The sequence below is a fragment of the Pararoseomonas baculiformis genome, assembly GCF_017813395.1.
GTDB classification, from domain to species: Bacteria; Pseudomonadota; Alphaproteobacteria; order Acetobacterales; family Acetobacteraceae; genus Roseomonas; species Roseomonas baculiformis.
The window spans coordinates 361,660-375,606 of sequence record NZ_JAGIZB010000001.1; the positions used below are offsets into that span (position 1 = coordinate 361,660).

The 13,947-nt window shown below is 71.6% G+C and carries 13 protein-coding genes; 3 read left to right on the top strand and 10 right to left on the bottom strand.

Annotated elements, in window-relative coordinates:
• Positions 1–4: 4 nt before the first annotated feature.
• From J8J14_RS01625 to J8J14_RS01645, 5 genes are all read right to left on the bottom strand, one after another.
• Positions 5–2,200 carry an RNA degradosome polyphosphate kinase gene (locus J8J14_RS01625; RefSeq protein ID WP_209377773.1) on the bottom strand — a complete coding sequence of 732 codons (2,196 nt, stop codon included), beginning with the start codon at positions 2,198–2,200 and terminating at the stop codon, positions 5–7.
• Positions 2,201–2,410: 210 nt separating this feature from the next.
• Positions 2,411–3,160 (bottom strand): P-loop NTPase family protein, encoded by a 750-nt coding sequence (locus J8J14_RS01630; protein ID WP_209377650.1) that lies wholly within the window; start codon positions 3,158–3,160, stop codon positions 2,411–2,413.
• 6 nt (positions 3,161–3,166) lie between these two features.
• Entirely contained in the window at positions 3,167–4,303 is a 1,137-nt protein-coding gene (locus J8J14_RS01635) for an AI-2E family transporter (protein ID WP_209377651.1), read from the bottom strand.
• Positions 4,300–4,893: a CDP-alcohol phosphatidyltransferase family protein gene (locus J8J14_RS01640; protein ID WP_209377774.1), complete on the bottom strand. Its 594-nt coding sequence runs from the start codon at positions 4,891–4,893 to the stop codon at positions 4,300–4,302. The genes J8J14_RS01635 and J8J14_RS01640 overlap by 4 nt, the downstream gene beginning before the upstream one ends.
• Positions 4,894–4,915: 22 nt before the next feature.
• Complete coding sequence (locus tag J8J14_RS01645; protein WP_209377652.1) at positions 4,916–5,737, bottom strand: hypothetical protein; 822 nt, start codon at positions 5,735–5,737, stop codon at positions 4,916–4,918.
• Between the two features lie 61 nt (positions 5,738–5,798).
• Here J8J14_RS01645 and purM point away from each other — a divergent pair, with 61 nt between their 5' ends.
• From purM to J8J14_RS01660, 3 genes are read left to right on the top strand one after another with little or no spacing between them, the layout of a single operon-like run.
• A complete protein-coding gene (gene purM, locus J8J14_RS01650; protein WP_209377653.1) occupies positions 5,799–6,872 on the top strand; it encodes a phosphoribosylformylglycinamidine cyclo-ligase in 1,074 nt (357 codons plus the stop codon).
• Positions 6,860–7,546: a phosphoribosylglycinamide formyltransferase gene (gene purN / locus J8J14_RS01655; RefSeq protein ID WP_209377654.1), complete on the top strand. Its 687-nt coding sequence runs from the start codon at positions 6,860–6,862 to the stop codon at positions 7,544–7,546. Before purM ends, purN begins: the two co-directional genes overlap by 13 nt.
• Before the next feature lie 46 nt (positions 7,547–7,592).
• A complete protein-coding gene (locus J8J14_RS01660) occupies positions 7,593–7,751 on the top strand; it encodes an aa3-type cytochrome c oxidase subunit IV (RefSeq protein WP_209377655.1) in 159 nt (52 codons plus the stop codon).
• 31 nt (positions 7,752–7,782) lie between these two features.
• Here J8J14_RS01660 and J8J14_RS01665 read toward each other — a convergent pair whose 3' ends face one another.
• The 5 genes from J8J14_RS01665 to J8J14_RS01685 form a co-directional block, all read right to left on the bottom strand.
• Positions 7,783–8,391, bottom strand: coding sequence for a hypothetical protein (locus J8J14_RS01665; RefSeq protein ID WP_209377656.1), 609 nt, complete (start codon positions 8,389–8,391; stop codon positions 7,783–7,785).
• 78 nt (positions 8,392–8,469) lie between these two features.
• Positions 8,470–9,900: a phospholipase D family protein gene (locus tag J8J14_RS01670; protein ID WP_245215241.1), complete on the bottom strand. Its 1,431-nt coding sequence runs from the start codon at positions 9,898–9,900 to the stop codon at positions 8,470–8,472.
• Between the two features lie 38 nt (positions 9,901–9,938).
• On the bottom strand, positions 9,939–10,745 hold the full coding sequence (locus J8J14_RS01675) for an endonuclease/exonuclease/phosphatase family protein (RefSeq protein WP_209377658.1): 807 nt from the start codon (positions 10,743–10,745) through the stop codon (positions 9,939–9,941).
• Positions 10,746–10,967: 222 nt separating this feature from the next.
• Positions 10,968–11,444: a cupin gene (locus J8J14_RS01680; protein WP_209377659.1), complete on the bottom strand. Its 477-nt coding sequence runs from the start codon at positions 11,442–11,444 to the stop codon at positions 10,968–10,970.
• On the bottom strand, positions 11,437–13,944 hold the full coding sequence (locus tag J8J14_RS01685; protein WP_245215242.1) for an FtsK/SpoIIIE family DNA translocase: 2,508 nt from the start codon (positions 13,942–13,944) through the stop codon (positions 11,437–11,439). The genes J8J14_RS01680 and J8J14_RS01685 overlap by 8 nt, the downstream gene beginning before the upstream one ends.
• Positions 13,945–13,947 lie beyond the last annotated feature (3 nt).

A 13,947-nucleotide genomic window follows, 5' to 3' on the forward strand; every position in this document is an offset into this window, starting at 1 on the left:
TGTCTCAGTCCTGTGCCACGCGGTCCGGGCGGCGCCGCGCGGGCGCGCGGCTGCGCGGGGCGCGATGGAGGGCGCTGCCCCGGCCGGAGAGGGAGGGGTTTGTCATGAAATACTCATGGGCCGATAGAGGTTGCGGCCCCGGCTCCACGCGGCGGTAGGTGCCGTCCGGGTGCAGTTCCCAGGACTGGTCGCGGTCCTTCAGGTTCACCACCATGATCTGGTCCAGCACCTGGGCGTGCACGGTGGGGTTCTCCACCGGCACCAGGGTCTCCACCCGCCAGTCCATGTTGCGCGCCATCCAGTCCGCGCTGCTGAGGAACACGCGCGCGCGGCGGCTGGGCAGGCGGTGGCCGTTGGCGAAGGCGCAGATGCGCGAGTGCTCCAGGAAGCGCCCGACGATGGACTTCACCCGGATGTTGTCCGAAAGCCCCTTCACCCCCGGACGCAGGCAGCAGATGCCGCGCACGATGCAATCCACCTTCACCCCGGCCTGGCTGGCCCGGTAGAGGGCGTCGATCAGCGTCTCGTCCACCAGGGAGTTCATCTTCAGCCAGATGCCGGAGGGCCGCCCTTCCCGCGCATTGATGATCTCCTGCTCGATCAGCCCCATCAGCGCGGGGCGAATGGTGAGCGGGGCGAAGGCCAGGCTCTCCATCGCCTCCGGCCGCGCATAGCCGGTCATGTAGTTGAACAGCCGCGCGCCATCGCGTGTCAGTCCGGGATCGGCGGTGAAGAAGGAGAGGTCCGTGTAGATGCGCGCGGTGACGGGGTGGTAGTTGCCGGTCCCGAAATGCGCGTAGGAGCGCATCCCGCCCCCTTCGCGCCGCACGACCAGCGAGACCTTGGCGTGGGTCTTCAGGTCCACGAAGCCGTAGACCACCTGCACGCCCGCCGCCTCCAGCTCCCGCGCGAGGGCGATGTTGCGCTCCTCGTCGAAGCGCGCCTTCAGCTCCACCATGGCGGTGACGGACTTGCCGGCCTCGGCGGCCTCGATCAGCGCGCGCGCGATCGGGCTGTCGCGGCTGGTGCGGTAGAGGGTCTGCTTGATCGCCACCACCGCCGGGTCCCGCGCCGCCTGGCGAAGGAACTGCACCACCACGTCGAAGGATTCGTAGGGGTGGTGGACGATGATGTCCTTCGCCCGGATCGCCGCGAAGCAATCCCCGCCGAAATCGAGGATGCGTTCCGGGAAGCGCGGGGTGTAGGGCTTGAAGAGCAGGTCGGGCCTGTCGTCCAGGATGAGCTGCGTCAGGTCCGATAGGCCCAGCAGCCCGTCCAGGGTGAAGATCTCCGCCCGCGGCGCGTCCAGCTCCTCCGCCACTAGGTCCACCATATCCACCGGCGTGTTGGCGATGACGGAGAGGCGGATGGCACGCCCGCGGCGGCGGCGCTTCAGCGCGGATTCATAGGAGCGGACGAGATCCTCCGCCTCCTCCTCGAACTCCACGTCGGTGTCGCGGATCAGGCGGAACAGCCCGCGCTCGGCCAGGATGTAGCCGGGGAAGACGCGGCGGAGATTGAGGAGGATCACCTCCTCCAGCAGCACGAAGCGCGCCGGTTCCCGCCCGCCATCCGGGCGGGGGGCAGAGGCCGGGGGCAGGCGGATGAAGCGGTCCAGCTGCGGCGGCAGGGGCAGGATGGCGCGCATGGTCCCGCCATCCTCCTCCCGCACCAGCTTCATGATGAGGCAGAGGGCAAGATTCGGCAGGAAGGGAAAGGGATGCGCCGGGTCCACCGCCAGTGGCGTGAGCACCGGGAAGATCCGGTCCATGAACCAGGCGGCGAGCCATTCGCGGTCAGCCTCCGACAGCTCGGAGGTGTCGCTGACATGGATCCCCTCCTCGGCCAGCCTGCCGCGCAGGTCGAGCCAGGCCTGCTGCTGGCGGGTGAGCAGGCGCCCCGCCCGGTCATGGATGGCGGAGAGCTGCTGGGCGGGGCTGAGGCCATCGGGCGAGATGGCGGTGATGCCCGCCCGCTCCTGCCCCATCAGCCCGGCCACGCGCACCGAGTAGAACTCGTCCAGGTTCGAGGAGGAGATGGCGACGAAGCGCAGCCGCTCCAGCAGCGGATGGGCCGGGTTGGCGGCCTCCTCCAGCACGCGCTCGTTGAAGGCGAGCCAGGAGAGCTCCCGGTTGATGAAGCGTCCGGTCTCGCTCATCAGCGGGTTGCCCTGGGGCGACGGGGGCGGCGAGGGTTCCATCGGGGGAAGCTCCGGCGGGGGCGGCTCCGGTGCTGCCTCGGCGCTGGGCGGGGCGAGGGTTGTGGCCCGGGCAGGCCGCGACCCGGCCCGGGCCGGGCGCGGGGTGGCCTGGCGTGCGGCCATGCGCAGCCGGGGTGCCTCGGGCGAATCGCTCCTGGGGGTTCCGGGTTCCGGCAGGGTGGATTCTGTCTTCGCGTCCATGGCGGGAAGCTACAGCAGGGTGCCCATGGAAGCGGAGGCTATCCCCACACTTGCCACGGAATCGTCACCGGAAGTTTCCCAGCCTTCCTCATCCGGGGCGCCGGTGCCGCTGCCATCGATCAGCCCGGCCAGGCTGCTGCGGGCCAGGGCACGGGTGACGCGGCCGCCATCGGCCAGGGCCGCCCGGTCCAGCCGGGCCGCGGCCTCGGCCAGCACCGCCGCCTCCCGGGGGAGACGGGCGAGCAGCCAATCCTGGATCGCCGGCTCCACGCGCAGCTGGCGGCGGGCGAAATGCCGGGCCAGCAGGGCGCGCAGCAGGGCATCGGTGGGCTGGGCCAGCGGGGCGGCGGCCGTGGCGCGCAGGCGGCTGGCCAGATCGGGCAGCCGCGCCTCCCAGCGCGAGGGCGGCTCCCGCCCTGCCATCAGCAATAGATGCCCGCCGGCGGCGCAGGCATTGATGAGGTGGAACAGCGCCGGCTCCTCGGCCGCGCAATCGGCGTCGTCCAGCGCCGTCGGCGCGCCATCCGGCACGCCGCGCAGATGGGGGCCGGAGAGGCGGCGCAGGCCTAGTCGGCGCGCGGCCTGGGCCAGGAAGGCGGATTTCCCGCTGCCCTCCGGCCCATGCAGGACCAGCCGCCCCGCAGGCCAGCTTCCCGGATCGCCAAGCCAGGTGCGGGCCACGGCGTTGGACGAATCCGGAATCGGATCGAGTTCCGCCTCGGCGCGCGGAAGCAGCGGCAAGGCGAGCTGGCGGGGCATGGCTGGTCAGCCCCCTGTCCGGGGCGGGTCTAGATAGAGCGGGCTTTCGAGGTAGCGGCGGAGCCAGTACCGCGCCAGCACCCCGATGGCCGCCGCGATCGGCACGGCCAGCAGCACGCCGAGGAAGCCGAAGGCCACCCCGCCGGCGAAAAGGGCGAAGATCACCCAGACCGCGTGGAGCTCCACCCGGTCCCCCAGCAGGCGGGGATAGATGATGTAGCCCTCCACGATCTGGCCGGTGAGGAAGACGCCCACCACCATGGCCACGTCCCGCCAGTTCCCGAACTGGCCGATGGCCAGCAGGATGGCGGTGGCCATTCCCGTCATGGAGCCGACATAGGGGATGAAGGTGAACAGCCCCGCCAGCAGCCCGACCAGCAGCCCCAGTTCCAGCCCCACCGCCGAGAGGACGAGGGCGTAGTAGACGGCCAGCATCGCGCAGCAGAGAAGCTGCCCGCGCAGCCAAGCGGAGAGCACGCGGTCCGTGTCATGCGCCAGCTGGCGCAGGACGGCGGCGTTGCGGCGCGGCAGCCAGGTTTCGATCCGGGCGATGATCCGCGGCCAGTCCCGCAGCAGGTAGAAACCGACGATCGGCGTGACCACGGCGAAGGTGAAGACGTTGAACAGCGCGTAGCCGCCCCCGATCAGCCGCGTGGCCGAGGTGCCGAGCCAGACGAGGATGGAGCCGAGCTGCGAGACCGCGAGGTCCTTCAGCCGCGGGTCCAGCACCATGGGCTTCATCCGCTCCTCGGCCGCGGCCAGCGCGTCCTGCAGCGTGGCGCCGATGCGGCTGACATAGGCCGGCAGGCGGGCGAGCAGCGTGCCGATCTGGGAGATGAGCAGCGGGTAGAGCAGCAGCAGCGCGAGAAGCGCCAGCGCCATCAGCCCTGCCACCAGCAGCCCCGCCCCCAGCCAGCGCGGCACCCCGATCCGTGCCAGGCGGGCGGCCAGGGGATCGAGGAAATAGGCCACGCAGATCGCCAGCACGAAGGGCGTGAGGATGGCGGAGAAGAACCAGAGGCAGAAAATGGCCGCCGAGAGCAGCCCGAAGACCAGGCCCAGCCGCTGCGCCCTGGTGGCGTTGCGCGGACCGGGGGAGCGGGGGAGCTCGGGGCGCGGAAGCGGGGTGGGCAGGCCGCTCATTTCGGCAGGGCGCGGGCCGCGTCCCGTACATAGGCAAGGCCGGAGGCGATGGTGGTGGCGGTGACGGCGGCGATCAGCGCCGCCAGCAGCCAGCCCGCCTCCAGCTGGAACCCGGCCAGCATCAGCGCCACCCCGGCCAGGGTGATCTGGGCCACGGTGTTCAGCTTGGAGATGAAGAGCGGCTGGATCGCCGGGCGCAGCCCCATGAGCGCGAGCAGGAGCAGCCCGCCCACGATCAGCAGGTCCCGGAACACGACGAGAATGGCCAGCCAGTCCGGCAGCACCCCGATGATGGCCAGGGTCACGTAGACCGAGACGAGCAGCGCCTTGTCCGCCACAGGGTCCAGCACGGCGCCGATGAAGGAGCGGGCGTTGCGCACCCGCGCCAGCCATCCATCCACGGCATCCGATATCCCGGCCCCGACGAAGAGCAGGAAGGCGATGTCCAGCCGGCGCTGGATCACCAGCCACACCACCGCGGGCACGGCGCAGAGCCGCGCGAGGGTGATGATGTTCGGCAGGGTGAGGAGCGCGCTTTCTGCGGCCCGGGCCGCCTCGCCGTCCCCCGGCCCGGGGCGGGGCTCCGGAATGGGCGCTGGGTCACCGGCCGTGTCACGCCCCTCCGGTAAGACCGACGCGCCAGGCCGGGCCGGCGCCGGGCACAGGCAGCCCGTCCGGGCCGGGCGGCTGGCTTGGCGCCAGGATCACACCGCCGCCCGCCAGTTCCTGCGCCGCCACGCCCGGCGTGTTGCGCAGGCCCAGGCGCAGACGCGCGCCATCGATGGAGATGGCCAGGATGTCCACGCTGCCCACGGAAGGCTGGGCCAGGAGTTGGCGGCGCAGGGCCAGCCACTCTCCCAAGGAGCGGAAGCTCGTCCCGGCCTCGACATAGGAGGCCAGGGGCAGGCTGGCCGGCGCGCCGGACGGGCCGGAGAAAGCGCCGGAAGAGGAGGGAGGAGGCGCGCTTGCCGTGGAGGTGCCGCCGCCACCGCCACCGCCACCGCCACCACCGCCCCCACCGGAGGAGCCGCCACGGAAGCGGATGGTGTAGCGGCCGGAATAGCCGTTCAGCGTGGAGCGCTCCTGCTCCACCACCATGCTGGAGACCATGGACTCGATCTGGGCGGCCGAGGCATTCGGATTCGCCCCCGTGGCGGCCGCGTAGCGCTGGTAGGCCAGGCGCTGGGCATTCGCGATCGCCCGCTCCTTCGCCAGCACCGCATTGGCGGCCGTGGCCTCGGCCGGGACGCCCCGCTGCACCGCCGGATCATCCTGGGCCAGGGCGAAGGAGGGCGCCGCCAGCAGGGCCAGCCCCATCACCGCGCCCAGGATCGCGCGGGCTGTCGCCGGGCGGCGAATCGCACCCCCCTTCGGCGGGTGGATTGCACCGGAACACCGGACATGAAGGGTTCCGCGACCGTCTGTTTCGGGCATAAGCCGCTCCCCGTGGACCACAAGCTGGTTCGCCCCTGGGGATAGCCGATCAAGGACCGCCATGACCAGACTGACCTACCGCGACGCCGGGGTGGACATCGAGGCCGGTGACGCGCTGGTGGACCGGATCAAGCCCCTCGCTCGCTCCACGGACCGCAAGGGAACCATGGGGGGGCTCGGAGGTTTCGGCGCGCTGTTCGACCTGAAGGCGGCCGGCTTCCAGGACCCCGTCCTCGTCTCCTCCACGGATGGGGTGGGCACCAAGCTGCGCCTCGCGATCGATGCCAACCACCACGGCACCGTGGGGATCGACCTCGTGGCCATGTGCGTGAACGACCTGGTGGTGCAGGGCGCCGAGCCGCTCTTCTTCCTCGACTACTTCGCAACCGGGGCGCTGGACGTGGCCCAGGCGGCCGATGTGGTCTCCGGCATCGCCGAGGGTTGCCGGCAGGCCGGCTGCGCCCTGGTGGGCGGCGAGACCGCGGAGATGCCCGGCATGTACCACAAGGGCGACTACGACCTGGCCGGCTTCTCCGTGGGCGCGGCCGAGCGCGGCGCGCTGCTCCCGGCTGGCGATGTGGGCGCGGGCGACGTGGTGCTGGGCCTCGGCGCTTCCGGCGTGCATTCCAACGGCTATTCCCTGGTGCGCCGCATCGTGGAGGCCGGGAAGGCCGCGCTGACCGGCCCCGCCCCCTTCGCCGAGGGCAAGACCCTGGGCGAGGCGCTGCTGGAGCCCACCCGCATCTATGTGAAGCCGGTCCTGGCGCTGCACCGCGCCGGGCTGATCAAGGCGGCCGCGCATATCACCGGCGGCGGCCTGCCGGGCAACCTGCCGCGCGTGCTGCCCGGGAACACGGTGGCGGTGGTGGATGCGAAGGCCTGGCCCGTGCCCCCGGTCTTCGGCTGGCTGGCCCGCACCGGCGGGGTGGAGCCGGAGGAGATGCTGCGCGTCTTCAACTGCGGCATCGGCATGTGCCTGGTGGTGGAGGCCGGGAAGGCGGATGCCGCCATCGCCATGCTGAAGGAGCACGGCGAAACCGCCCACCGCATCGGCCGCATCGAGGCCGCGAAGGGCGAAGGCAAGGACGAGGCCGAGGTGAGGATGGAAGGCCTTTCCGCCGCATGGCCCAACTGAAGCGGCGCGTCGCGGTCCTCATCTCGGGCCGCGGCAGCAATCTGGGGGCGCTGATCGCGGCGGCACGCCATCCGGACTACCCGGCGGAACTCGCGCTCGTCCTCTCCAACAAGGCGGATGCCGCCGGGCTGGAGCGGGCGCGGGAGGCCGGGATCCCGACAGCCGTGGTCGAAAGCCGCCCCTTCGGAAAGGACCGCGCGGGGTTCGAGGCCGCCATGCAGGCGAGGCTGGACGAGGCGGGGATCGGGCTGATCGCGCTTGCCGGCTTCATGCGCGTGCTGACCGAGGGCTTCGTCTCGGCCTGGGCCGGGCGGATGCTGAACATCCATCCCAGCCTCCTGCCTGCCTTCCCCGGGCTGGATACCCATGCCCGGGCCCTGGCAGCCGGGGTGCGGCTGCATGGCTGCACGGTCCATTTCGTGACGCCGGGCGTGGATGAAGGGCCGGTGATCGCCCAGGCCGCCGTACCCGTGCTGCCCGGGGATGACGAAGCTGCCCTCGCGGGCCGCGTCCTCGGGCAGGAGCACCGCCTCTACCCGGCCGCCCTGGCCTGGGTGGCCTCCGGCGCCGCGCGGCTGGAGGGGGGGCGCGTGGCGCTGGATGTGCCGATGGCCGAGGGCGCCTTCGCCAACCCCTTGCCCGCTCTCGCGGCGCTGCCTACAGAAACGACCTGACAGGACGCCGCCCTCTTTCGGTGCGGCCCATCACGAGGTGGACCCCATGGCCGAGGCCGAGCAGCACATCGACTATGTTGAGGTGAAGTCCAAGGACATCATCGCCGAGCGCCAGACCGGCTGGGCCATGTTCACCAAGGCCACCGTCTGGGGGATCGTCGCAGTGGTGCTCCTGCTGGTTTTCATAAAGGTATTCTTCGGCTGAGCAGGCCGCCGTCGGGCCGCCCCCGGGTGGCCTAGCGGCGCGGCAGCCCCAGCCCGAGGCTCCGGGCCATGTCGCCGAGATCGACGCGGCGATAGCCCTCGGGAACGCGGAAGCGCGCGGGGTCGTGGCGGGTGTATTGCACCCGCGTGGCCTCCACCCCCTCGCCCCGCTCGTTCACGCCGCGCAGCAGCACGCCATCCGCCGTCAGGCAGGCGGTGCCGCGCTGGCCCCTCTCCTCCCAGCGGTAGTTCGTGCAGCTCTGGCCGGCCTGGCTGGCCTGGCCCAGGCGCGTCAGCCGGGTGTTCTCCGCCAGGCGCAGATAGCGCATGGCTTCCTCCTGGCGGATCGGGCTGGGGGTCACCACGCGCATGGAGTCCATCACCATCTCCGTCCGCCCGGTGCGGCGGTCCGCCAGCGCCCAGGCGGGCATGGAGGGGGATTCCACCCGCAGCCGCCCCTCCGAGGCCAGGGCCGCCACGGTGAACTCCCTGGGCGTCTGCGGGGAGGCATTGCCGAGCACCCGGTACTCCACGGTCACGTCCCGGGTGGGGAAGGTGGCCGGGCGGTTCTGGGCAAGGGCGCCGCTGGACAGGGCCGCCAGGGCAAGGCCAGGGATCAAGGCGGGGAACAGGCGGCGCATGGGCCCTCCGGTCAGCAGGCCGTCCACAAAAGGGCCCGGCACGGCGGCATCACAAGGGCAGGTCCGCTCAAAGCCCTGTCAGAGCTGGGACTCCAGGGGCAGCATCCCCACCAGCCTGGCCAGGATGCGGCGCGAGACGGAGGCGTCCGGCTCCACATGACGGGTGACCTCCGCCCCGCCCACCTCGGCGGTCCAGGCCAGGCCCGACCCGCTGCGCGTCACCCGCCAGCTCCGTGCCGGTTCGGCCAGCCGCCCATGCTCGGCGCAGAGCTGCCGCGCGATCTCGGGGTGGTGGACGAAGGTCCCCATCTCCGTGTTCAGCATCACGGAGCGGGGATCGAGGTTGAAGGAGCCGACGAAGGCGGTCTCGCAATCCACCACCAGCGCCTTGGTGTGCAGGCTGGCACCGCGGGAGCCGAAGACGCTCGCCCCTTCCTCGCCGGAGGGCTTCAGCTCATGCAGCTCCACCCCGGCCTCCAGCAGCCGCTCCCGGTAGCGGGCATATCCGCCATGGACCGCGACGACATCGGTGGCGGCCAGGGAGTTGGTGACGACCGAGATCCGCACGCCCCGACGTGCCAGATCCTCCAGCAGGGCGGCCCCCTCGGCACCCGGCACGAAATAGGGGGAGATGAGCAGCGCCTCCTGCCGCGCCGTCCGCAGCACCGCGAGGATGGTGGTGGCCAGGCAGTCGGCCTCGGGCGCGAGGCCCAGGGCCTTCTCAGGCGGATCGGCGAGCACCTGGATGTCATGCGGCCCCACCGATGAGCGGCGGGAGGGGTCGCCTTTCAGCACCTCCGCCACATCGGCATCGGCGCGAAGCTCCTCGAACAGGGGCTTGGCCTCGGGCGCGCGCCAGGCGGCTTCCAGCCTCGCCGTCAGTCCGCGCAGCCCGTTCCGCCGGCGCGGCAGCTGGGAAACCTCGGTGACCGGCCGGGCCAGGCGGTGGTTCCAGTAGCGCTCGAAGATGTGCTGGGCGGAAGCCGCGGCCTCGCCGCAGATAGCCAGGTCCAGGTCACGGAAGTTGAACTCCCCGGACGCGTCGAAATACTCGTCCCCGATATTGCGGCCGCCGCAGATGGCCAGCTGGCCATCGGCGATCCAGGCCTTGTTGTGCATGCGGCGGTTCAGGTGCCAGCCGCCGAATGCGATCTCCAGCAGCAGGCCGAGCTGGCCGAAGCGACGCCAGGTCGTTGCGTTGAACAGGCGCACCTCGATGTTGGGATGCGCGTCCATGGCCGTCAGCACCCGTTCGCGGCCGATGGCATACATGTCGTCCAGCAGGACGCGCACGCGCACGCCACGATCGGCCACCCGCATCACCTCGCGCGCCAGCAGGCGGCCGGTCAGGTCGTCGCGCCAGATGTAGTATTGCAGGTCAAGGCTGGCGGTGGCGGCCCGTGCGGCCTGCACGCGCGCGGCGAAGGCCGCCAGCCCGCTGGTCATGAGCGCGACGGCGCTGCCCTGCCCGGCCTGAGCCCCAGCCCTCGCCGGGAGGTCCGCGAGCATCAAGCCCGCCTCCCTGCCCGGATCGGGGAAGCGCGCCATCAGGCGGCGTCGGCCAAGGAGGCGGGCGGCCTCGCCTCCCCGAAGGCGGCCGCGAGGTCCAGCCTCGCCTTCAGGGGAAGATGGTCGGAGGCGATACGCGAAAGCGGTGTATCGTGCGCCTCCAGCGCCCGCACCAGGTTGTGCGGGCGGCCCAGGATCCGGTCGAGCGAGAAGACCGGCATCCGGCTTGGGAAGGTCGCCGGGCCGGGCCGGGCCGTGCCGAAGCTGCCCTCCAGCCCCCGCAGGGAGGAGCGGCGGCCCGGGCGCCATTCGTTCAGGTCGCCGAGCATCACGGTGGGGATGTGGTCATCCTCGGCGATGGAACCAAGGATGGCCTCCACCTGCTGGGAGCGGTGGCGCCGCAAAAGGCCGAAATGGGCGGCCACCACGCGCAGCGGCCCGGCCGGGAATTCCAGGTCCACCACCGCCGCGCCGCGCGGCTCCCCACCCGGCAGGGCCAGGCGCCGGACCCGGACGGCATGGCCGCCGCGCACGAGCAGGGCGTTGCCGTGCCAGCCATGGCCCTGCGGGATGACGGAAAGCGGCACCAGCCGCAGCCCCGTGCGGCGCTCGATGCCGACCATGTCCAGCAGCCCGACCCGGCGCCCGAAGCGCCGATCCGCCTCCTGCAGCGCCAGGATGTCGGCGCCGAGTTCGGCGATCACATCGGCGATGCGCGAGGGGTCAAAGCGCTTATCCAGGCCGACGCATTTGTGGACATTGTAGGAGGCGACCGTCAGCGCATCCGGCGGGACCGGACCGTGATCCACAGGCAGGGCGCTGAAACGGCCTCGTAGCTCGGCCATGACACGGGGCAGAGCAGTCTCTCGGCCGAGGGACGGCCGAACGAAGGCTGACATCATCCTGTCTTCAAACCTGGACGGTGGGCGACCAGCCGCCCGGGAGGAAGCCATTTGGGAATACACCGAGGTTAATCCAAGCTCGGCAGGAACGCGCGGGGTGGCGCGAGGCTGCGATGCCGGCATGCCGCCGGAGCATCTGACATTTGCGCGAGGCGGTGCGGTGCATCACGTCCAGCCCGGCATGGGTTTTCCGTCAACCGGGTTGCAGGGCGGCGGCGGCACGGCCGCGATCCTTGCCCTCACCTCCTCCAGCTCGGCGGGATCGCCGCGGCAGATATCGTATTCCGCACCGCCCGGATAAGCGCCGACCAGTTCGAAGTCCTCGCTGGCCCATTCGCGGCAGTGGCCGATACCGGCCGGGATCACCACCGCATCGCCGGCACGAAGAGTGATGCTGCGCCCCTCCGGCCCGCCGAAGCGGATGCGCGCCGCGCCCTGGGACACGCCCAGCGCCTCATGCGCGATGCTGTGGAAGTGATGAAAGGGAAAGACGCCGTTGGTCCATGCGTTGGACCAGCCATGCCCGGCGAAATGCGCCGTGATGGCCTCCGCACCGGCGGTCAGCACGCCACGCCAGACCACCAGCGGCCATCCTGAATTCGGGATGCCGCCGGAGGGGGCGAAGCGGTGCTGCTCAGTCATCGACGCTGGCGCGCGCGAGCACCTCGCGCTTGCCGACATGGTTGGCCGGGCCCACCACGCCCTCGCGCTCCATCTGCTCGATCAGCTTGGCGGCGCGGTTGTAGCCGATGTTGAGGTGGCGCTGGACGAAGCTGGTGCTCGCCTTGCCCTCGCGCGTGACGAGCGCAACGGCCTGCTCGTAGAGGCCCTTCTCGCCGCCGCCATCGAAGGCCGGCATGGAGCCGCCCTCCTCCTCGTCCTCGGTTTCCGTGACCTCCTCGATATAGGCAGGCTCCCCCTGCTCCCGCAGGAAGTCCACCACGCGCTCCACCTCCTCGTCGGAGACGAAGGGGCCGTGGACGCGGTTCACGCGGCCGCCGCCGGCCATATGCAGCATGTCGCCCTGGCCCAGCAGCTGCTCCGCGCCCTGCTCGCCCAGGATGGTGCGGCTGTCGATCTTGCTCGTCACCGCGAAGGAGATGCGCGTCGGGAAATTCGCCTTGATGGTGCCGGTGATGACATCCACCGAGGGGCGCTGCGTGGCCATGATCACGTGGATGCCCGCGGCGCGCGCCATCTGCGCCAGGCGCTGCACGGCCGCCTCGATCTCCTTGCCCGCGACGATCATCAGGTCCGCCATCTCGTCGATGACGACGACGATCATGGGCAGGGCCTGCAGGTTCAGCGGCTGGTCCTCGAAGACCGGCTTGCCCGTCTCGGGATCGAAGCCGGTCTGCACGCGGCGCGTCAGCTGGTCGCCGCGCGTGGCGGCGGCGGTGACCTTCTCGTTGTAGCCGCCGATGTTGCGGACGCCGAGCTGGCTCATCGCCTTGTAGCGGCGCTCCATCTCGCGGACCGTCCATTTCAGCGCGCCGATCGCCTTGGGCGGTTCCGTCACCACGGGCGCGAGCAGATGCGGGATACGGTCATAGACCGAGAGCTCCAGCATCTTCGGGTCGATCATGATGAAGCGGCACTCATCCGGCCCGAAGCGGTAGAGCAGCGACAGGATCATGGTGTTGATCCCGACCGACTTGCCCGAACCGGTGGTACCCGCGATCAGCAGATGCGGCATGCGGGCGAGATCGGCCACGACAGGCGCGCCGCCAATATCCTTGCCGAGCGCGAGCGGCAGCTTGCCCGAGTTCCGGGACCAGTCCTCCGCCTCCATCATCTCGGAGAAGTAGACCATCTCGCGCTTGGCGTTCGGCATCTCGATGCCGATCACGTTGCGGCCGGGCACGGTGGCGATACGCACGGCGAGCACGGACATGCTGCGCGCGATATCATCCGCCAGGCCGATGACGCGGGCCGACTTGGTGCCCGGCGCCGGCTCCAGCTCATAGAGCGTGACGACGGGACCGGGGCGGATATCCACGATCCGGCCGCGCACGCCGTAGTCGTCCAGCACGGATTCCAGCAGCCGCGCATTCTCCTCCAGCGCCTCGCGCGAAGGGCCGGAATCGCGGCGCGGCGGCGCGGGGGCGAGCAGCGAGAGCGGCGGCAGGCGGAACTTGCCATCATCGCCCTTCTTCACCGTCTCGCTGATCGGAAGGCGACGGGCGGGCAGCACGCGGTCGGCGATGCGCGGGGCATCCGCACGCTCCTCCTCGGCGCGCGGGGCTTCCGGCGCGGGCCGGGGGGTGCGCTTCGGCGCAGGGCGCGGGGCGGGCGCCTCCTCGGCCGCGGCATCGGCCGCGCGGAGCAGGGCGGAAAGCTGGGGGGAGGGCTCCGCGCGGCGGCGGATCAGCCCGGCCAGGGCGCCGGGCGCGCCGAGCAGCCGGGCCATGCGGCCGGGGCTGGCCTCGGGCTCCTCATGGCGGTGGCTCAGGCGGTCCCGGGCATGGCGGGCCTCGGCGGCACGCGCGCGCGCCTCGGCACGGCGGCGCAGGATGTTGCCGGCCATGCCCCGGCTGCGGCGCGCGGCTGCGCCCCCGGCCCGGCGCCAGGAGGAGAGCGGGACAGCCAGGGCCAGCACCACGGCCACCGCGGCCATGCCGGCGATGGCCGCATTGCCGAGCACATTGCCCAGCGGGCCGAAGACGGCGCCGATCGTCTCGTCCACTGCTTCCCGCACCAGCGGGCCCATGGCGCCGCCCGGCGTGCCGCCCGGGAAGGGCGAGGGCAGCGGGCTGGCCGAAAGGGCGGCGGCCAGCAGCGGCAGCCCGGCCAGCAGCGCGGCCAGGCGCCCGGCGAAGGGCGCAAGGCCGCGATGGGTGGAAAGCCGCAGTGCCCAGGTCAGCAGGCAGGCGGCGGGCAGGATGCCGGCCCAGCCGAAGCCCTGCAGCAGCACGTCGGACACCATGGCGCCGAAGGGGCCGGCCAGGTTGGTGGGAGCGCGATTCGTCGCGGTGGAGAGAGAGGGATCGGCCGGGTTGTGGCTGGCCAGCGCCACCAGTACCGCCAGGCCGAGCAGGCCGGCGATCATGCCCAGCAGCTGCCCACCCCGCCGCTTCAGGGCGGCTTTCACCGCCGGAGAGGCAAAGCGACGGATGCCGGTGGGCGCGCCGAACGGGTTCATCCC

Bases quoted from the DNA above. Each gene is read 5' to 3' on its own strand.
- J8J14_RS01625 (WP_209377773.1), bottom strand. From the start codon at position 2,200: ATGGAACCCTCGCCGCCCCCGTCGCCCCAGGGCAACCCGCTGATGAGC.
- J8J14_RS01660 (WP_209377655.1), top strand. From the start codon at position 7,593: ATGGCCGAGGCCGAGCAGCACATCGACTATGTTGAGGTGAAGTCCAAG.
- J8J14_RS01670 (WP_245215241.1), bottom strand. From the start codon at position 9,900: ATGCTCGCGGACCTCCCGGCGAGGGCTGGGGCTCAGGCCGGGCAGGGC.
- J8J14_RS01680 (WP_209377659.1), bottom strand. From the start codon at position 11,444: ATGACTGAGCAGCACCGCTTCGCCCCCTCCGGCGGCATCCCGAATTCA.
- J8J14_RS01645 (WP_209377652.1), bottom strand. From the start codon at position 5,737: ATGCCCGAAACAGACGGTCGCGGAACCCTTCATGTCCGGTGTTCCGGT.
- purM (WP_209377653.1), top strand. From the start codon at position 5,799: ATGACCAGACTGACCTACCGCGACGCCGGGGTGGACATCGAGGCCGGT.
- J8J14_RS01675 (WP_209377658.1), bottom strand. From the start codon at position 10,745: ATGGCCGAGCTACGAGGCCGTTTCAGCGCCCTGCCTGTGGATCACGGT.
- J8J14_RS01665 (WP_209377656.1), bottom strand. From the start codon at position 8,391: ATGCGCCGCCTGTTCCCCGCCTTGATCCCTGGCCTTGCCCTGGCGGCC.
- J8J14_RS01685 (WP_245215242.1), bottom strand. From the start codon at position 13,944: ATGAACCCGTTCGGCGCGCCCACCGGCATCCGTCGCTTTGCCTCTCCG.
- J8J14_RS01630 (WP_209377650.1), bottom strand. From the start codon at position 3,160: ATGCCCCGCCAGCTCGCCTTGCCGCTGCTTCCGCGCGCCGAGGCGGAA.
- J8J14_RS01635 (WP_209377651.1), bottom strand. From the start codon at position 4,303: ATGAGCGGCCTGCCCACCCCGCTTCCGCGCCCCGAGCTCCCCCGCTCC.
- purN (WP_209377654.1), top strand. From the start codon at position 6,860: ATGGCCCAACTGAAGCGGCGCGTCGCGGTCCTCATCTCGGGCCGCGGC.